Origin of the sequence: Vibrio sp. Hep-1b-8 (assembly GCF_006124995.1) — a bacterium.
In the GTDB taxonomy this organism is placed as follows: Bacteria; Pseudomonadota; Gammaproteobacteria; order Enterobacterales; family Vibrionaceae; genus Vibrio.
The window spans coordinates 1-19,867 of record NZ_QEWN01000022.1 but is presented as its reverse complement, the minus strand read 5'-3'; the positions used below and the strand labels follow the sequence as shown (position 1 = coordinate 19,867).

Annotated in this window: 15 protein-coding genes, 1 rRNA gene, 1 pseudogene and 1 other annotated feature; of the genes and pseudogenes, 7 read left to right on the top strand and 10 right to left on the bottom strand. The window is 44.9% G+C overall.

The genetic code is table 11. From position 1 onward, the window contains the following. Nucleotides 1-14: 14 nt before the first annotated feature. On the top strand, nt 15-1,142 hold the full coding sequence (gene tyrA / locus DA100_RS06025) for a bifunctional chorismate mutase/prephenate dehydrogenase (protein WP_138971368.1): 1,128 nt from the start codon (nt 15-17) through the stop codon (nt 1,140-1,142). 49 nt (nt 1,143-1,191) lie between these two features. On the opposite strand, the gene DA100_RS06020 is transcribed toward tyrA, so the two are convergent. The 3 genes from DA100_RS06020 to ettA form a co-directional block, all read right to left on the bottom strand. Then, a complete protein-coding gene (locus DA100_RS06020; RefSeq protein ID WP_138971367.1) occupies nt 1,192-2,196 on the bottom strand; it encodes a peptidoglycan DD-metalloendopeptidase family protein in 1,005 nt (334 codons plus the stop codon). Nucleotides 2,197-2,208: 12 nt separating this feature from the next. After that, nucleotides 2,209-2,580, bottom strand: coding sequence for a PilZ domain-containing protein (locus tag DA100_RS06015; RefSeq protein ID WP_138971366.1), 372 nt, complete (start codon nt 2,578-2,580; stop codon nt 2,209-2,211). A 169-nt stretch (nt 2,581-2,749) separates the two neighbouring features. Then, nucleotides 2,750-4,417 carry an energy-dependent translational throttle protein EttA gene (ettA, locus tag DA100_RS06010; RefSeq protein WP_138971365.1) on the bottom strand — a complete coding sequence of 556 codons (1,668 nt, stop codon included), beginning with the start codon at nt 4,415-4,417 and terminating at the stop codon, nt 2,750-2,752. A 259-nt stretch (nt 4,418-4,676) separates the two neighbouring features. Between ettA and sltY the strand changes: the two genes are divergently transcribed. After that, on the top strand, nt 4,677-6,632 hold the full coding sequence (gene sltY / locus DA100_RS06005; RefSeq protein WP_138971364.1) for a murein transglycosylase: 1,956 nt from the start codon (nt 4,677-4,679) through the stop codon (nt 6,630-6,632). 15 nt (nt 6,633-6,647) lie between these two features. Then, complete coding sequence (gene trpR, locus DA100_RS06000) at nt 6,648-6,944, top strand: trp operon repressor (protein ID WP_138971363.1); 297 nt, start codon at nt 6,648-6,650, stop codon at nt 6,942-6,944. A gap of 23 nt (nt 6,945-6,967) precedes the next feature. Here trpR and yjjX read toward each other — a convergent pair whose 3' ends face one another. The 7 genes and pseudogenes from yjjX to DA100_RS05965 form a co-directional block, all read right to left on the bottom strand. Further along, entirely contained in the window at nt 6,968-7,501 is a 534-nt protein-coding gene (gene yjjX, locus DA100_RS05995) for an inosine/xanthosine triphosphatase (RefSeq protein WP_138971362.1), read from the bottom strand. Then, the gene (locus tag DA100_RS05990) at nt 7,467-9,812 is read right to left on the bottom strand and encodes an EAL domain-containing protein (RefSeq protein WP_138971361.1); all 2,346 of its coding nucleotides are present in this window, start codon (nt 9,810-9,812) and stop codon (nt 7,467-7,469) included. The genes yjjX and DA100_RS05990 overlap by 35 nt, the downstream gene beginning before the upstream one ends. Beyond that, the gene (locus tag DA100_RS05985; protein WP_138971360.1) at nt 9,796-10,830 is read right to left on the bottom strand and encodes a spermidine/putrescine ABC transporter substrate-binding protein; all 1,035 of its coding nucleotides are present in this window, start codon (nt 10,828-10,830) and stop codon (nt 9,796-9,798) included. Before DA100_RS05985 ends, DA100_RS05990 begins: the two co-directional genes overlap by 17 nt. Nucleotides 10,831-10,977: 147 nt before the next feature. Beyond that, nucleotides 10,978-12,156 (bottom strand): prephenate dehydratase, encoded by a 1,179-nt coding sequence (gene pheA, locus DA100_RS05980; protein WP_138971359.1) that lies wholly within the window; start codon nt 12,154-12,156, stop codon nt 10,978-10,980. Nucleotides 12,157-12,170: 14 nt separating this feature from the next. Next, nucleotides 12,171-12,290 (bottom strand) — a sequence feature (Phe leader region). A 115-nt stretch (nt 12,291-12,405) separates the two neighbouring features. Next, a complete protein-coding gene (raiA, locus tag DA100_RS05975; protein ID WP_138971358.1) occupies nt 12,406-12,732 on the bottom strand; it encodes a ribosome-associated translation inhibitor RaiA in 327 nt (108 codons plus the stop codon). Nucleotides 12,733-13,075: 343 nt separating this feature from the next. Continuing rightward, nucleotides 13,076-13,378, bottom strand: a pseudogene (locus DA100_RS05970) (lytic transglycosylase F); the annotation flags it as partial. 156 nt (nt 13,379-13,534) lie between these two features. Further along, complete coding sequence (locus DA100_RS05965) at nt 13,535-14,260, bottom strand: outer membrane protein assembly factor BamD (protein ID WP_138971357.1); 726 nt, start codon at nt 14,258-14,260, stop codon at nt 13,535-13,537. A 134-nt stretch (nt 14,261-14,394) separates the two neighbouring features. Between DA100_RS05965 and rluD the strand changes: the two genes are divergently transcribed. From rluD to DA100_RS05945, 4 genes are all read left to right on the top strand, one after another. Next, on the top strand, nt 14,395-15,375 hold the full coding sequence (rluD, locus tag DA100_RS05960) for a 23S rRNA pseudouridine(1911/1915/1917) synthase RluD (protein WP_138971356.1): 981 nt from the start codon (nt 14,395-14,397) through the stop codon (nt 15,373-15,375). 2 nt (nt 15,376-15,377) lie between these two features. Then, complete coding sequence (gene pgeF / locus DA100_RS05955; protein ID WP_138971355.1) at nt 15,378-16,106, top strand: peptidoglycan editing factor PgeF; 729 nt, start codon at nt 15,378-15,380, stop codon at nt 16,104-16,106. Nucleotides 16,107-16,217: 111 nt separating this feature from the next. After that, a complete protein-coding gene (gene clpB, locus DA100_RS05950; RefSeq protein WP_138971354.1) occupies nt 16,218-18,791 on the top strand; it encodes an ATP-dependent chaperone ClpB in 2,574 nt (857 codons plus the stop codon). A 574-nt stretch (nt 18,792-19,365) separates the two neighbouring features. Further along, nucleotides 19,366-19,867 (top strand): 16S ribosomal RNA (locus DA100_RS05945); the annotation flags it as partial.

The window sequence follows — 19,867 nt, the reverse complement described above, 5'->3', positions numbered from 1 at the left end:
CACAAGGAACATCAATGGCCGTTGAATTGAATGAGTTGCGTGATCAGATTGACGCAGTAGATAAACAGATTTTGGATTTGTTAGCCCAGCGACTTGCGTTAGTCGAGAAAGTCGGTGAAGTGAAAAGTAAACACGGCTTACCTATCTATGCCCCAGATCGTGAAGCGGCAATGCTGGCTTCACGTCGTCAAGAAGCAGAGAAGAAAGGTGTGCCCCCTCAACTCATTGAAGATATTCTTCGCCGCACAATGCGTGAATCTTATGCCAGTGAGAAAGATTCTGGTTTCAAATGCCTTAATCCTGAGCTTCGCTCTGTGGTGATTGTCGGCGGTCACGGTCAGCTTGGAGGCTTGTTTGGTCGTATGTTTAAGCTTTCTGGTTACGACGTTAAAGTGCTTGGGAGCAAAGACTGGGATCGAGCTGATGAAATGCTTGAGAATGCTGGGATGGTTGTGGTGACGGTTCCAATTCATCTTACCGAAGGTGTGATTGAGAAACTGGGTCAGTTACCTAAAGATTGTATATTGTGTGATTTAACCTCGATTAAGTCTAAGCCACTGCAAGCGATGCTTAACGTGCACCAAGGGCCGGTGGTTGGTCTGCATCCAATGTTTGGTCCTGATGTTCCAAGTTTGGCTAAGCAGGTGATTGTTTACTGTGATGGCCGAGGCGAAGAGAGCTACCAATGGTTGCTGCAACAGTTTTCTATTTGGGGTGCGAGCTTATGTCAGATTGATGCGAGTGAGCATGATCATGGTATGACCTTGATTCAGGCACTACGCCACTTCACTTCATTTGCATACGGTCTTCACCTTAGCTGTGAAAACCCCAATATCGATAAGCTACTCAAGCTGAGTTCACCTATTTATCGCTTAGAGCTCGCTATGGTTGGGCGACTATTCGGTCAAGATCCTAATTTGTACGGTGACATCATTCTCTCTTCTCAAGAGAATATCGACATGATCAAGCGTTTTCACCGTTGTTTTGGTGAAGCCTTGGAGATTCTTGATGGCAAGGACAAACAGGCATTTGTTGAGAGTTTTGACAAAGTCAGTGACTGGTTCGGTGACTACTCGCAGCAGTTCCTTGAAGAGAGCCAAAATTTGTTGAAGCAAGCCAATGACTCCATCCACAGAGGATAGAGTTAGGGATGCAAAAAGAGCGACTGAACGTCGCTCTTTTTGATCGCTATTATTGAATCACCACAGGTTCTGCTTGTGAAGCCTGTTCGTTTTTCACCGTGCTCACCGAGTTATCACTATACGGTGTATTGGTCAGATTGACCTGTAAGCGCACTGTTTCATCGATGATTTTTACCAGTGGAGCCCATTTGACTCCGTTCTCGTTTTCGAAAAGATAGTTAAAGTTCTCTGGCGTCCAATCCATGGTGTATTGCGGGTTGAGTGCTCGTCCTAAAAAGCGTACTTCGTAATGCAAGTGAGGCCCTGTTGAATTACCCGAGTTACCACAAGTGGCGATCAGATCCCCTTTACTTACAAACTGACCACTGCGAACTTTAAACTTGGCGAGGTGAGCATAGGAGCTCATAAAACCAAACGAGTGTCGAACGGTGAGAAAGTTACCAAATCCTTTTGAACTCGGGCGCACGGTTTCTACAACACCATCCGCAGGAGCATAAATCTCTTCACCGCGTTTACATGTCAGGTCGATGCCCGTATGAGTATGACGTTTGCCGGTAATTGGGTTCGTACGTCTGCCATATGGAGAAGATATGCGCTGGTAGTTGAGCGGCGAATCGTTCGGGATCATACGGAACATGGTCGCACGTACTGCTGAGTCAACCGCTGCGGCATCAAGTCGGTCTTCAAGATTCTGTTCATCGCTGAGTGTTTCATCAGCGAGTCCCAATACAGACTCTACGTCAAAGACACGTTTACCGAGAACTTGAATCTGGTTACGCTTATCTTCCAACTCCTGAGACAGTGAATGGGTGGTGTCCACTTGCTCTTCGTAGAGCATCTCGAGTTCGTTTTTAGCCTGTTCTACTGAGCTGAGTTGATCGAGCAGAGCATTGTAGTTTTGTTGCGTTTTCTGCTGTTGTTGCCAGAAATAAACCCCACCAGAACCTAGCGTACCGATCAGTAGCATAGAGGAAACAACGAAGTTTTTTCTTGAGATATAGAAGTGTTGTACCCCTGAGGAGTCAGGGATAGAAATAGTAATTTTTTTTGACATAAGCTAGTTAGGCTAGGTGTACTCACCTAAATCAGATAAGTGTTCGATGTCTCGATGTAAGAGCTCATCATCACCTACGTTTAGTTCGACCAACCGCTTCAAATGCCCGATACTTTCAATATCAATGTGATCAATACTCAGACGAATCACATTGTTATTAAGGCCAACAATATTCCCTACAAGTTGGATCGTAACATCACTTCCTGGAAGCGAAAATTCAACATCAACTTGTTTACCTACATCGAGTAAATCCGATTGGTCACTGGTAAGCAATAAACCGTGTAGCGAAAGATCGCTGACAAGGGCGATCACCTCAACGGACTCTTGTGTCAGTACTGCTTGAGCTTGGTAAACAATACGCGAAAAACGACGGCGTTCGATCATAACTTTCTCTCTTAATTGCAACTCGTAAGAGTATCAAAATTAAAGTGGCCACTATACGCGCTTGTTCGCATTCTTCGCGATCGCAACACGGACAATTATCCGTATTGTGAGCTATATAATAAAGGCCGCTATATTAGCGGCCTTTGCACAAATTTCAAGCTGTATCACATTATTTAGCAATACGCTTGTATTTGATTCGATGCGGTTCCGCAGCTTCTGGACCAAGGGTTTTCTTCAACCAATCCATATACTCAGTATAGTTACCTTCGTAGAAGTTAACCTGACCTTCGTCGCGGTAGTCAATGATATGAGTCGCGATACGGTCTAGGAACCAACGGTCGTGCGAGATAACCATTGCACAGCCAGGGAACTCAAGTAGAGCTTCTTCCAGTGCACGTAGCGTTTCAACGTCAAGGTCGTTGGTTGGCTCATCGAGTAGCAGCACGTTACCGCCAGCTTTGAGAAGCTTAGCCAAGTGAACACGGTTGCGCTCACCGCCTGATAACTCACCGATGATCTTCTGTTGGTCTGAACCTTTGAAGTTAAAGCGAGAGCAGTAGGCACGTGCAGGAATTTCGAAGTGGTTGATTTTGATGATATCCGCGCCTTCAGAAATCTCTTGGTAAACGGTTTTCGAGTCATCCATTGAGTCACGGAACTGGTCAACAGAAGCAAGTTTAACCGTTTCACCCATTTCAATCGTGCCTGAATCTGGTTGTTCAGTGCCACTTAGCATCTTGAACAGCGTCGATTTACCGGCACCGTTAGCACCGATAATACCAACGATCGCACCTTTAGGGATGCTGAATGAAAGGTCATCAATCAGTACTCGGCCGTCAAATGACTTAGTCAGGTTATTCACTTCAATAACTTTGTCACCTAGGCGCTCGCCTGGCGGGATGAATAGTTCGTTAGTCTCGTTGCGCTTCTGACGATCACCGCTTTGTAGTTCCTCAAAGCGAGCCATACGTGCTTTAGATTTTGACTGACGACCTTTCGGGTTTTGACGTACCCACTCAAGTTCTTTCTCAATCGTCTTTTGACGAGCTTTTTCTTGTGAAGCTTCTTGTTGTAGACGAGCATCTTTCTGCTCTAGCCAAGAAGTGTAGTTACCTTGCCATGGAATACCTTCACCACGGTCTAGCTCTAGAATCCAACCAGCAGCGTTATCTAGGAAGTAACGGTCGTGGGTGATTGCCACAACAGTGCCTGAATAATCAACTAGGAAGCGTTCTAGCCACGCGACAGATTCTGCATCCAAGTGGTTAGTTGGTTCGTCAAGAAGAAGCATATCTGGGTTTGATAACAGTAGGCGACAGATCGCTACGCGACGGCGCTCACCACCGGATAAGTGTTGGATCTTTTGATCCCACTCAGGCAGACGCAGTGCATCCGCAGCACGTTCTAGCGCGTTATCTAGATTGTGACCGTCTTTTGCTTGAATCAGTGCTTCAAGTTCACCTTGCTCTTTTGCTAGCGCATCAAAGTCGGCATCTGGCTCCGCGTACGCAGCGTATACTTCGTCAAGACGCTTCATTGCACCGGCTACATCAGAAACCGCTTCTTCAACGATTTCACGAACAGTCTTCGACTCATCCAGTACAGGTTCTTGAGGAAGGTAGCCAACATTTAGGCCTGGTTGTGGGCGTGCTTCACCATCGATATCTGTATCAATGCCAGCCATGATGCGCAGTAGGGTTGATTTACCCGCACCGTTTAGACCCAAAACACCAATTTTTGCGCCTGGGAAGAAGCTTAGAGAGATGTCTTTAAGAATTTGTCGCTTTGGTGGCACAATTTTGCTCACGCGCGACATGGTATATACGTATTCAGCCATTGCCGATCGTTCCTAAATAGTCAATTCACGGAAATGGTTATTTTATACTAAGAGCGAGCAGTTTGTTACTAGATAAACGGTGTGCTTCGCTGTCGGTGTCATTTATTGGTGATTTAACGCGCACTGCTTCACTTAAAGCAAGCCAAATGTCACAGTTATGTGAATTTATTATTATTTACATCTCCGCGCTTTACAGGTCTGATTACAATGAGTCTTAATAAGGAACATCATAGCTTTCTATTCTCTAGGACGAGCCTTTATGACGCAGACTTTCCGAAAGTCGCTGCATCGCATCTCTTCATCGCTAGCTCTTGTTTCTTCGATGATATGCAGCGCAACCTTTGCCACATCTGTGGTGGCTGCTGATTTAAAACAGCAAAGAGATTTGTATGACCAAGCTCAAGAGTTTTTAGATGCCAAGCAAGTCGCTCAGTATCTTAAAATTCGTCCACAAATCGCTGACTACCCGCTGACGCCTTACATCGATTACCGTACCTTTCTCGTTGACATTGCACAGCGCTCGCCAACGGAGGTTGAGTCATTTATCCAACAGCATCACAGTTTCCCTTTTTCAGCTCGGATTCGAGCCCCGTATCTGGATGAATTGGCAAAAAAAGGTGATTGGAAGACCATATTAGCGTTCCAAACGAGTGAGCCTCGTGGCGAAACGTATCAATGCCATTATTACAATGCACATGCTCAACAAGGAAATGAAAAGATAGCATTCGAGGGGGCAGAAAAACTCTGGTTATCTGGGCACAGTATTGCGGATGCTTGTGATCCTTTGTTTGAGGCATGGGACAAAGCCGGGCTGAAAAGTGATCAAATGGTCGTTGAGCGCATGCTTCTCGCTTTTGAAGCACGCAATGGTACCTTGATGAGCTACCTGAAGAAACAGGTCAAGTCGTCGCAGGCGACAGGCCAAGCGGAACAGATGCAGGATCTATTTGGGAACCCCGAACGAGTCGGAGCGTTTGCAAAAAAACAGCAGGTAACGCCTGTTAATCAGAAACTGGCTGAACTGGCTCTGAAGAAACTTGCCCGTAAAGATGTCGAACAAGCTCAGCAGCAGTTCAGCTTGGTGGCTCAAGGACAAAAGCTGACGGAGGATACTCAGCAATCATTGGCGGACTACATCTCGTTTCGACTCATTAATACGGACTCTTCATCATTAGCTAAATGGCGTGATAAGCAGATAGTAAAGTCATCAAACGTCACATTGATAGAGCGTCGTGTACGGCTCGCTATCCAAATGGCAGATTGGCCAAGTGTTGATAAATGGATTCACAAGTTACCTCAGCCTTCTCAGGAAACTCTCCGTTGGCAGTATTGGTTAGGGCGCAGTGAGATAGAGTCAGGTCAGAAAGCTCAAGGCCATCAGCGCTTAGAGAGATTAATTGGTCAGCGTAACTTTTACAGCGTGGCTGCTGCGAAAGAGCTTAAGCGTTCGGTCGAGTATCCAACCTCAGAAATTTCACTCGATAAGAGTCTGCTTAAAGGGTTTTCTACCGAGCTGATAAGAATAGAAGAACTGATTGATCGCGATAAGATTACCGCAGCGAAAAGTGAGTGGCGTTGGCTACTTGAACGAGCAGATAAAAAACAGCAAGAGATGTTGGCTGCATTTGCTTCTTTCAAAGGCTGGCACCATTTAACCGTTGCAGCGAGCATCAAAGCACAAATGTGGGATAATTTGCAGATTCGATTCCCAGTCGCTCATCGCTGGTGGTTTGATTTCTATGCAGATAAACACAGCATCGACCCAATAACATTGATGTCTCTGGCTCGCCAAGAGAGTGCGATGGATATCGAAGCAAAATCCCCCGTTGGTGCTCGTGGAATTATGCAGATTATGCCCTCAACCGCTAAGTACACGGCGAGAAAGTATAAGCTGACGTATCAGGGCAAAGATGATTTGTACCAAGTGGGTAAGAACATCGAAATTGGCAGCCATTATCTTGATGGACTGCTAAAACAGTACGATAACAATCGAATTTTTGCGTTAGCCGCGTATAATGCAGGACCTCATCGAGTGAAAACCTGGCGAAGTCAGACCCAGGGAAAACTAGACGCTTATGCATTTATCGAGGCGATACCATTCAATGAGACACGTGGATATGTGCAGAACATTTTAATGTTTGAAACTTATTATCGCGAAGTCTTAGGAGTGGATGGGGCGTTCTTGAATCAGCATGAGCTGAACGCGAAATATTAGCGAGCACCTTATCAAATGTCATTGGAACCAGAATACAAAGAGTGGCAGCAGATCTTAGACCTGATTGACCAAAGCACTCAATCTCAACAGCATGAAATGTTACTAACCATGCTACTGACTCCTGATGAGAGAGAGGCTTTAGTGGCGAGAGTCAACATCTTCCGTGAGTTACTGAAAGGGGAGTTGTCACAGCGACAGATAAGCCAGATGCTGGGTGTTGGCATTGCAACCATCACACGTGGCTCCAATGAACTAAAATCAAAAAGTCCTGATGAAAAACAGGCGATTGCTCAGTTGCTGAATAAAAAATAAGGATGCATTTGCATCCTTATTTTTTACAGATTCGCTGGAAAGTGGTCAGGATTGGCAAAAGGAATCAAGGCGAGAATCAGCGCTTGATGATATACGGAGCTGCGGGTCAGCAGATTATGAGTAAGTAAGCTGATTGCCCCCCCTTTTTGCTTAATATTTTCAGTCGCGAATACCTCGTCCATCACATCGCCCAATTCATTCGCGTTTTTGAGCTTCTCTATAACCAATGGTGGCAACATCAAACTGGCAGAGCGCGACTCGCCACGGTGAGTCGCCGATTCAATGACCATCCAGGCAAACGTGACATTACTTTCGATACCCGCCTCTAAACCAACATAATAATCGGCATCAGGGACAACTTGTTTGGCGTTGCGGACTCGGTTTATGGCACCGGTATACGTTTCTTCATTGCTCATCGGTTGGTCTGCGACTTCGCTTGGAACACTTGTACCGACAAAATCAAGCTTCTCAGTTGGAAAAGTGGCTTCGAAGGCACTTTTAACCGCATTGATTTTGGCAGGATTAAGCGATGCTACAATCACCTTCTTTTTCGACATCTCGATTTCCTTTGGATTGAGTTTGAGCAAACTGTAACTGGGATAATGGCAGAGGAGCAGAGAGATAGTAGCCTTGCATATAGTCGCATTTATTGTCTGCTAACCAGCGGTGCATCTCTGGTGATTCAATCCCTTCCGCGGTCACCATCATAGATTGAGAATGACAAAGATCAACCAGTGGTTTCACAACTTGTTGATTATCGGTTTTGACTAAGGTTTCCAAAAACTCGCGGTCAAACTTAATTTTCTGTACAGGGTATTCGACTAGCTGAGTAATAGAACTGTAGCCGGAACCAAAGTCATCAATCGTCAACTTAAAGCCCATCTGCGTCAAAGCATAGAGCAAGCTATAGCTTTGTGAATCGGATGCAAATGTTTCTGTGATTTCAAAATCAATCAAATCAGCCTGAATCGGATACAAGGACATCAGCTCTTCAATGTCGTTCGCTAACTGTAGTGAATCAAGCTCCGCAGAAGAAAGGTTGACTGATAGCTGGATCGGCTCGTCAAAGCAAGCCTGCAATTTGGAAAAATCTTTGAAAGCTTGTTTTATAACCCAACGGTCTATCATGCCAAATAACCCAATCTGTTCAGAAATTGGGATAAATTCAGTTGGTGTCACCTTGCCGAGTTTCGGAGAATCCCAGCGTAATAAAGCCTCGACACCTTTTATCTTTTCACCTAGGCGATCATAGTAAGGTTGGTAGAGCAACGTGAATTCATTGTCTAAGTCACCGTTGCGCAGCGCTCGTTCTACCTGAGTTCGACGTTGGACAATATCATCAAGCTCCTTCGAATAGTGAGCGATTTGGTTTTTACCTGCTCGCTTGGCTTGATACATCGCCGTATCGGCGTTTGAAAGTAGTTTTGCAAGCACCATACCGTCATCTGGGTATGAAGCGATACCGATACTGGCGGTAATCGGGAAGCGACCTAGTTTAGGATCCGCATAATTCTGAATCGGTTCTAATACCGCTTGTGCGATGTGATCAGCATATTGACCGTCGTGGCCGGCGGCGATGAAAATGGCAAATTCATCACCAGATAGACGAGATGCCATGCATTCAATGCCATGGTGTTGCTGTTTACTTTGGCTAAGTGTGCGAATGTGCTCGGCAAAATTGACCAGCAATGAGTCCCCTATATGGTGGCCATATTTATCGTTGACGTATTTAAAATTGTCCAAATCGATGTACAGAATCCAAGCGTGAGTATAGCGATGTTTGTTTGCCAGTGTGCGCTCAACATACACTTGGAATTGGTAGCGATTGGCAAGCTGAGTCAAATGGTCATTTTCAGCCATCGCTTTGGTTTTTTGGTAGCTTGAATTGAGTTCTTTATACATATCGTAGAAACGAACAGAAAGGCGACCAATTTCATTTTTACTAGTGAGTTTCTCGATATTAACCCGTTGACGCAGTTCGACCTCTCTCAGTTGACGATCAAGGTGGGTGATCGGACTGATGACGTGACGGTAAAGTAAGAACAGTAGGATTAGCACCGTGGCCGCGGAAGAGGCGCCAAAGGAGAGCTGCAAACGCTGTTCAACTTTAGCGAGCTTTTCTGTTATTAGATATTGTGCGGGATCTAACGTTGCGTACAGCCCTGTTTTAAGCTCAATAGATTGCGTTAATCCGGACTTGGTCATTGGCTGCGAAGAAAAGAAAATACTGCTGTCGTTGTCGAATTCCAGACTACTTTTGAGCTGATCAAACTTGCTCAATGAAAGAGACACAACAACAAAGAAAACTTGATCCTTGTTGTAACTCAAGGGTGAGCTAAGAGTATGAGCATCAAGCACATCATAGCGAATCAGGATACTTTGACCTTGATAACCTTTGGCGAAACCAGTGTGAGAATTGTCACCAGTGTTTTGATAGAAATGCTGCACATACTTTAAGACGTTCTCATCGAGCTTGGCAAAAGGATCACTCTGATTGTCCGCATAAAAACGAACATTCTGTTGACCATCTATAATGGCAACAGCAATGTCATCTTCTTGATTGGGTTGCAGGCTCTTTATGGTGTCTTGCAGGTTTTCAATCATTCTCATCTCGCGATAAGGATTATCCGGCTGACCGAAGTAACGGCGAATAATGTCGCTCTTAGTTAAGGTGAGCGAGTAACTATTGATCAATGAGATAGATTGACGAAAATGGCTGGCAAGCTTCTCCATAGAAAACTGCAAGTAGCTGTTTTCACGCTTTATGAATGCGTCCTTTTGATTCATATAGATGCTATAGCTAGAGATAGCCGCACTTAATAGGATGACGGGCGCAACGAGTAGCAGGACTCTAGTGTTTAACTTCATGTTGACTTAGTAACCTATTAATTATCTTTGCTCTTAGACTGATGTTTTCTGCCGAGAGTTCGCTATCTATAAGAGCATGCTCTAACCGGTTGGCTGGTGGAAATAATGTTGTATCGTTTAGGTACCAGTCGGGTAAGAGCTCCGTTGCTTTAATATTCGGAGTCGCAGCTTTTATATCGATTGCATTTGTTGCGGCGACATCTGGCGTCATTAAATACTCTAAAAATTCCACTGCTTGTGCTTTGTTCTCAGAGTGGCTGCTTACCGCCAGACAGTCTACCCAAATAAACATCTCCCCTTCAGGGATGACGTATTCCCATAGATTTTGACCAAGATAGCGGTTCAACGAGTGCTGATCGCCACTGTACGCTAAGGCCATTTCTAAAGGGGCATCGTCTGATTGGCTTCTGATATGGCTGAGAACATATTCGTAGGTGTGAACGGCTCGATTGAAAACGAGCAGTTTAGGGTAGGCTTCTTGCAACTCAGCAGGGTTAGCGGTTGTCGGTGACATGTTTAGGCTATAAAGAACGGGTAAGAACGTTTCAGTACTGTCATTGATCATCCCGATTTTACCCACTAGCTCTGGTGGAGGAGTCACAAACCCTTGCCAAGTTTTTGGTGGTAAAGAGATGCGGTCTTTGCGGTAAGCGATGCCTACCGAACCCCAGAAGTAAGGAACGGCGTAGTCACCACACGCTTGGTTCCAACTCTCTGCATTATTCGTTCTGTTTTTTAGCTGGGTTAACTCTTCAAAAGCGCCAATTCTTCCGTAAATTTGTGCCGACACATTGTCAAGTACCACGACATCAAATGGTAGCTGGAAACTTTTCATCATCAATAGACTACGCTCGTCATCATTATCGAAATGAGAGAGATGTAGTGGCACACCTGACAGGGCTTCCCAATTGTTCCGTACGGTTGGTGAGAGAGAGTCTTCCCACATGTAAACGCTTAATGAAGAAGCGCAAACTGAAGAACTGATCAGAAACACTAGGGATAACAACGAAGTTCTCATGTTGACTGGGCGATACCTTAAAAGAGTACTTACGATCAGCTGAATAGAGCTGATACAACACTAATATGCAACTAAATGTTAGATACTAAGAATATTAGTGAAAAGTGTCAGCTGTTAGATAAGATTTCTTTGAGCTACGTAGACTAATTATTGTAATTTAACCTGAGTGGGCTTCACATTTTCGCTTGGGTAACACCCCAACACTTTCAGATGTTTAGTGATCTTAGTCAATTCATTCAACGCATGCTGCATTTGTTGAGAGTCTAAATGAGCTTCGAGATCGACGTAGAACATCTCTTCCCACGGATTACCCATGATTGGACGTGATTCCAGTTTAGTCATATTGATGCCGTAACGTTGCAGTATCAACAGTGTTTCAACCAGTGAGCCCGCTTCTTGTGACGTTGACATGATTAAAGTGGTCTTCGCAGGGATTTGCGCAGATACCTCGACAGGCTTACGAGCAACGACAATAAAGCGAGTATGGTTTTCTGTCTGGTTGGCGATGTTACTTTGGATAGGCTGTAGACCGTACAGCTTACCGCTAGACGCATTGCCAATCGCTGCGACATCATTGCGGTTTAGTTCCTTTACTTTTCTCATTGCGTCGGCGGTGCTGGCACAAGATTCAAGCTTAACGCCTTCGAGTTTACTCAAGAACTCACTGCACTGTGCATGTGGTTGCGGGTGTGAGTAGAGCGTTTTGATCTCTTCAAGACGTAGATCGGAGTTCGCTACTAAGCAATGCTCGATAGGCAGCGTTAGCTCGCCGACAATGTATAGAGTAGTGTGTTGCAGTAGGTCATATACTTCGTTAATTGAACCTGAACTGGTGTTTTCGATAGGAAGTACACCAAAGTCTGCATGACCTGACTCAACAGTATTAGTGACTTGCTTGAAGTGTTCACAGTTCAGTTCGATGAGTTCTGTGTTCTTGCGACTGAAGTACTCTCGACTGGCGAGATGTGAGTATGAGCCCTTTGAACCGAGGAAAGCAACACGAGCTAGAGGCTTGCGGCTCAGCTCTGGGTTGGCCAAATTTTGCAGGTATGATTGCTGTAGTAAAACAGAGTCTTCGATGATGGTGTGGAATAATTTGGTGATGTACTGAGCATCAAGTTGGTACTTATCCTGTCCGTTATTGATCAACTTAACTAATAGCTGTTGTTCTCGATCGGCATCTCGCACAGGTTTTGAGGTCTGCACTTTACTTTTCGCGACCTCTATACTCATTTTACGACGTTCAGATAACAGTCTTAGCAGCTGATCATCCAGTTCGTTTAAACGCAGTCGTATTTCTTCAAGTGAGTATTTTTGGTCAGTCATCCTAGTATTCCTCATAAAAAAAAGCCTCCCGTGGGAGGCTTTCTGTTCGTTTTTGACTTATCTTTCGAAAACGCGAGAGCCCCCAAGTTTAATGGAGAAAAAAGAAGTCAAAAAAGAACAGAGTGAGTTGGTGCATAACAATTTACTTTGTTGTGAATCTTTAAACACAATAAGCAACGGAGTATGGAGCGTCAACAAAAAAATAGCGCCCCTAGGCGCTATTTTTAATTGCTGGTACAAAATTCGATTTTATTCCGTTTCTTCTTCAAGCTCTGGCTTATCGGTACGGCGCGCTTCAGGTTTGTGGCGCAGTTTGTTTAGCTGGCGTTCTAACTTTTGTTCTACCTCATTAACGGCAGCATATAAATCTTCGTGAGTAGCGGAAGCAACTAGTTGTCCTTTAGGCACGGTGATAACAGCTTCAAATTTCTTCTGTTTATTTGGCTCCTCGCTGAAGGTCGCCTGACAACCGATGATGTCTACTTGCCACTTTTCTAACTTCTTAAACTTGCTCTCAATATGAGTGCGGATTGCAGAGGTGATGTCGATATTTTTACCAGTGATATTTACTTTCATAGATGTTTTCCTCTGTTTAATCCCTCATGGGTTAACTCCAGATTACTTATCCAAAGATAAAATAATGTGATCTAGTTCGCTTATTGGTAGGTGTTTTTCGTGCTTAAAACTAAACGTGATCCAACTCAAAGAGTACGTGAATTTTAGTATGAAAAAGCTTGTGCTAGATGAAAAACCGATTAGATTGGTAAGGGTAACGTGCTAAAAATTCAATGCTTTTTAGGGACGTTGTTCGACCTAATAAAAGTCTTTGCCTATCATTTAGCCACCTAGCATTTGTGAATTAAATCCCAGATTTTCTTCAGCTTTATTTCTCTAACTAACTTCAAATAACTCTTGAGCTCTATTCAATGGTCACTAATTGGGCTTGTGCCGCTTGATGCTCCCTCAGCTGCTTTAGAGATTTGAGCTGTTTGTAGATGACAAAGTAGCGATTGATATTGGATACGTAGTGAACGGGCTCTCTGCCGATATTTCTTCGAGCCATAATTTCTACGTTGCGAAACCATTTGTTCGGGTCATAACCATTCTGTTCAGCGAGTCGTCGCATTTTCCTAATATTGGCTGGCCCTGCATTGTACGCGGCTAATGTAAAGTAGACCTGATCATCAGGAAGGATATTGTCGTCATTGAAATATCGGTCCTTGAAAAAGCACAGTAAAGAAATAATAGCAACGGTTCGTAGCATGCAACACCTCAACAATACACTGAATAAAATGTAGTTCTTTAGTTCAACATGCGCAAAGTTCGCCAATAAAAAAACCTCCATGTCGGAGGTTTTTTTGCTTTATTTAATAGACGCTTACTGAGGGTTAAGCTCAATCAGTTGCTCAGTTCTTTTGATCGCATCTTCAAGTCCTAGTTGCTTGTAGGCTTCCAATTGAATCTCAAGTGATTTGCGAGCGGCTTCAGTATCTGGATAGGTTTTTTGCAATTCTTGGGTGCGGTTAATCGCGGCAATCCAAGCCTCACGGTGTAGATAAAAGTCGGCCGTTGCTAAATCATATTGAGCAAGACGATTTTTTAGCGCATACATGCGTTTTTGTGAGTCTTCTGCGTAAGGGCTATCTGGGTAGCGCTCAAGCAGTTTCTTAAAGTCAGCAAAGGCTTTTTTCACAGGCTCAGGATCACGATCGCTACGATCAGTGTTAAGCAAGTCATGCATAAAGTTGCGGTCTTGTGCCATGTGTGTCAAGCCACGCATGTAAAGAACCCAATCCAATTTTTCGTGAGTTGGGTTTAAGCGTGTAAAGCGTTCAATCGTCGCGAGACCTAATGCTAGGTCATCATTTTTGTAGTACGCATAAATTAGGTCTAGCTGAACCTGTTCTGAGTAAGCACCAAATGGGTAACGAGAGTCGAGTGCTTCAAGCTTATCAATGGCAGTAAGCCAGTTACCACTTTGAAGCGAAACCTGTGCTTCTGAGTAAAGCTCAGATGGTGGCACATCTGGAACAACCTCTTCGCTGCTAGAGCAGCCTACCAGTACTGATAATGCCAACAAGCCAGATAAAGTATGCTTTTTCATGTCAGGATTCGATTCCTTGAGATAAATATTTCTGTTGCTTCCGTTACTTTCTATTCCGTAACAGATACAATGTCCAATAGTACATTTTTCCACAGTAGTGACAATTAGTCTCACAGTTTTTAAAAAAGTTCGATATGGCCCAGCAGATTGAGTTAACAAACACAGTAAAAGATAGCCAACTAGGGCAGCGCCTAGACCAGGCTATTGCGGAATTATTCGCTGATTTCTCTCGTTCACGCCTCAAAGAGTGGCTATTAGACGGGAAAGTTCAGGTGAATGGTGAAGTCGTCACCAAGCCTCGTACCAAAGTGATGGGCGGTGAAGAGATTATTCTGCAAGCGGAACTTGAAGATGAGCAGCGTTGGGAAGCGCAAGATATTCCATTAGACATCGTTTATGAAGACGATGACATTCTAGTGATCAATAAACCACGTGGTTTTGTTGTTCACCCAGGAGCAGGCACGCCAGATGGTACAGTGCTGAATGCTTTACTCCATCATTACCCAAATATTGCCGAAGTACCTCGTGCAGGTATCGTTCACCGTCTAGATAAAGACACAACGGGCTTGATGGTTGTAGCAAAAACAGTTCCGGCACAGACACGATTAGTTCGTGCTTTGCAGAAAAAGCGTCACTTTACTCGTGAGTATGAAGCGATTGCTATTGGTCGAATGACCGCAGGTGGGCGAGTTGAACAACCTATTGGTCGTCATTCCACGAAGCGCACTCTAATGGCAGTAAGCCCAATGGGCAAACCCGCCGTAACGCATTACCGAGTGGCAGAACACTACCGCGAACATACCCGTATCCGTCTACGTCTTGAAACTGGTCGTACGCACCAGATTCGTGTGCACATGTCATACCTACAGCACCCTCTGTTAGGTGATACTGCCTATGGTGGACGTGCGCGTATTCCGGCGGGCGCGACAGAAGAGTTGGCGACAATGATTCGTTCATTCGACCGTCAAGCGCTTCACGCTGTGATGCTAAAGTTTGAACATCCAATTACAGGCGAAGAAGTCGAATTCCATGCGCCTGTACCAGATGACATGGTTGCCATGGCAGAAGCTCTGCGACAAGACGTTCGTGAACATGGTTTAGGCGACGAGATCTAATCATGGAGATGATCATCCCCAACTGGCCAGCTGCGAAACATATAAAAGCGTTTTCTTCTACTCGAGGAGAAGTTTTTTCTGTTGGCGCTTATCAAGGACTTAACCTTGGGACTCATGTTGGTGATGATTATGCGATCGTTGAGAAAAATCGTCATTGGTTGGCGCAGAAAGCGTCTATGCCTTCTGCGCCAGTATGGCTGAATCAGACCCACTCAACAGTGGTGGTTAACTTAGATGCTCCAACCAATGAAGTACTGGATGCTGACGGAGCGTTTACTGAGCACCAAGGCGTCGTCTGCTCGGTAATGACAGCTGACTGCTTACCAGTACTACTGACCAACGTGTCAGGCACTCAAGTCGCCGCGGTTCATGCCGGATGGCGAGGACTAGCGCACGGCATTATCGAAAATGCTGTCGAAAAGTTTGAGGGTGAGGTTATGGCGTGGATTGGTCCTGCCATTGGACCGCGTGCATTTGAGGTTGGTCAAGATGTCGTAGAGGCATTTACTTGTATTGAACCACGAGCCATTGATGCCTTTGAACCCCGAATTCAACAGGGGAAATGGCTAGCGGATATGAACCTACTTGTTACCCAACGACTGCGTCGAGTCGGTGTTGAGCAAATCTTTTATAGTAATTTATGTACTTACTCTGACTCTGAACGATTCTATTCCTACCGCCGAGATGGCATCACAGGCAGACAAGCGACCTTTATCTGGATAGAAAAATAATCGCTTTATTTCCTACCGTAAACTCTATTCCTCCCCTTGAAAAACTCTATTGGCGTATCCATCTTTCATACTGATTAGTTATTTTTTTTCAGTTGAGATAGGAAGGTAGATATGCGTCTTGACAGATTCACAAGCAAATTCCAAATCGCCATATCTGACGCTCAATCGTTGGCATTGGGCCGCGATCATCAATACATTGAACCAGTGCACCTGATGGTGGCATTAATGGATCAGAATGGCAGTCCTATTCGTCCCTTGCTCACCATGCTAAATGTAGACATTACACATTTGCGCTCGAAATTGAGTGAGATCCTTGACCGTTTACCGAAAGTGAGTGGTATTGGTGGCGATGTGCAGCTCTCTAGCGCTATGGGAACCATGTTTAACCTGTGCGACAAAGTGGCTCAGAAGCGTCAAGATGCCTACATCTCATCAGAGATTTTTCTATTAGCGGCATTGGAAGACCGAGGCCAGTTGGGCTCACTACTGAAAGAGCTAGGCTTAACTGAAACTAAAGTATCTGACGCCATCGATCAGGTTCGAGGTGGACAGAAAGTGAATGATCCGAATGCGGAAGAGCTTCGCCAAGCACTGGAAAAATTCACCATTGATCTGACAGAGCGTGCTGAACAAGGGAAACTCGATCCAGTGATTGGCCGCGATGACGAAATTCGCCGCACCATTCAAGTTTTGCAGCGTCGTACCAAAAACAACCCTGTCATAATTGGTGAGCCGGGGGTTGGTAAAACAGCGATTGTTGAAGGTTTAGCGCAGCGTATCGTTAATAACGAAGTACCCGAAGGCTTGCGCGGTCGTCGCGTGCTCTCGCTCGATATGGGAGCGCTGGTGGCAGGTGCTAAGTATCGTGGTGAGTTTGAAGAGCGTCTGAAATCGGTTCTCAATGAACTGTCTAAAGAAGAGGGCAACATTATTCTCTTTATCGACGAAATTCATACGATGGTTGGTGCCGGCAAGGGAGAAGGCTCTATGGATGCAGGCAACATGCTTAAGCCTGCATTAGCGAGAGGTGAGTTGCATTGCGTTGGTGCGACGACACTTGACGAGTACCGACAATACATAGAGAAAGACCCAGCGTTGGAGCGTCGATTCCAAAAAGTCATCGTTGATGAGCCAAGTGTTGAAGATACCGTGGCGATCTTGCGAGGACTTAAAGAGCGTTATGAACTTCATCACCACGTTGAAATTACCGACCCAGCGATTGTTGCTGCGGCGAGTTTATCGCATCGCTACGTATCAGATCGTCAGCTACCCGATAAAGCCATCGACTTGATTGACGAAGCGGCTTCCAGCATCCGTATGCAAATCGACTCTAAACCGGAATCTTTAGATAAATTAGAGCGTAAAATCATTCAGCTCAAAATCGAGCAACAGGCTTTGATTAATGAACATGATGATGCCAGTGAAAAACGACTAACTATCTTAAACGAAGAGTTAGCGGATAAAGAAAGAGATTTTGCGGAACTGGAAGAAGTCTGGAACGCAGAAAAAGCGGCTCTGTCGGGAACACAGCATATTAAGTCAGCACTAGAACAAGCACGCATGGATATGGAGTTTGCCCGTCGAGCTGGTGATCTTAACCGAATGTCTGAGTTGCAATATGGGCGTATCCCTGAACTAGAAAAACAGCTAGATCTTGCGACTCAAGCTGAAATGCAGGAAATGACCCTACTGCGTAATAAGGTCACAGACAATGAAATTGCCGATGTTCTGTCTAAGCAGACGGGGATACCGGTATCGAAAATGCTGGAAGCAGAAAAAGAAAAACTGCTACGCATGGAAGATGTACTGCATAAGAGCGTCATTGGTCAGACGGAAGCGGTAGAGGTAGTCTCCAATGCCATTCGCCGTAGCCGTGCAGGCTTGTCGGATCCAAACCAGCCAATTGGCTCATTCCTATTCTTAGGCCCAACAGGGGTAGGTAAAACCGAGCTATGTAAGACACTGGCTAAATTCATGTTCGATAGTGAAGATGCGATGGTTCGTATCGACATGTCTGAATTTATGGAAAAACACTCAGTAGCAAGGTTGGTAGGTGCGCCTCCAGGTTACGTCGGTTACGAAGAAGGTGGTTATTTGACAGAAGCGGTTCGTCGCAAACCGTATTCAGTAATCTTGTTGGATGAAGTTGAAAAGGCGCATCCTGATGTCTTTAACATCTTGCTGCAAGTGCTTGATGATGGGCGTTTAACTGATGGGCAGGGTAGAACGGTCGATTTTCGCAATACTGTGGTGATCATGACCTCTAACCTAGGTTCGACTCGAATCCAAGAAAACTTTGGAACGGTCGATTATCAGGGTATGAAACAGCAAGTAATGGATGTAGTGAGCAAACACTTCCGCCCAGAGTTCCTAAACCGAGTTGATGAAAGTGTGGTGTTCCACCCATTGGGTCAAGACCACATTAAAGCGATTGCTTCTATTCAATTAGCGCGTTTATCTAAACGAATGGAAGAGAAAGGTTATTCGCTAGAAGTCTCAGACAAAGCGTTGGAACTTATTGCTCAAGTTGGGTTTGACCCAGTATATGGCGCAAGACCACTCAAACGAGCTATTCAGCAAAGTGTTGAGAACCCGCTGGCGAAAGCCATTTTGGCAGGTAAAGTTGTCCCGGATCTGCCAGTTAAATTGCTGGTGAACAACGATCAGATTATTGCTCACCAATAATTACAGCTATTACAGTACTTGCAAAAGGGCCTTTTTTAAGGCCCTTTTGCTCTGTTTTTAGGCTTATTGTTTGTTATGTGAGCGAACGATGCGAAAAACGATATTTTTTTGAATTTAGCTCTTGTACTCATTTGGAAACTCCCTATAATGCGCCTCCGTTGCCACGGGATACCGAGCTAATAAGCGCTGGCAATAACGACGGTGAAAGTTAATCAATAACTTTCGAAGAAATAACGAAAAAAGTGTTTGACACTGAAAGTTATCTCGATAAAATGGCCGTCCGTTTTGAGAAGACCTCAAAACAAAAGCTCTTTAAAAATATAGACCTATCAATCTGTGTGGGCACTCGTTGATGATAATCCAATTAGAAATTTCTCTAAATAAAAGAGGGGTTTCAAATTAGGTTTCAATGAAACGAAGTGACCAAACGAGACTTCTTTTGGAAACATTAGAGGACTTGGCACAGTCAATTCATTATCGTTCTGTTGGAACGATAATAGCTTTAAAATTACATGTTTATGTTTTCATAAATATCAGTTTTGAAGTCAGTATTCATTGAGCCGAACAAAATCTTAAATTGAAGAGTTTGATCATGGCTCAGATTGAACGCTGGCGGCAGGCCTAACACATGCAAGTCGAGCGGAAACGAGTTAACTGAACCTTCGGGGAACGTTAACGGCGTCGAGCGGCGGACGGGTGAGTAATGCCTGGGAAATTGCCCTGATGTGGGGGATAACCATTGGAAACGATGGCTAATACCGCATAATAGCCCGGTTCTTCGGAATTGGTCTCAAAGAGGGGGACCTTTTAGGCCTCTCGCGTCAGGATATGCCCAGGTGGGATTAGCTAGTTGGTGAGGTAATGGCTCACCAAGGCGACGATCCCTAGCTGGTCTGAGAGGATGATCAGCCACACTGGAACTGAGACACGGTCCAGACTCCTACGGGAGGCAGCAGTGGGGAATATTGCACAATGGGCGCAAGCCTGATGCAGCCATGCCGCGTGTATGAAGAAGGCCTTCGGGTTGTAAAGTACTTTCAGCAGTGAGGAAGGTGGGTATGTTAATAGCATACACA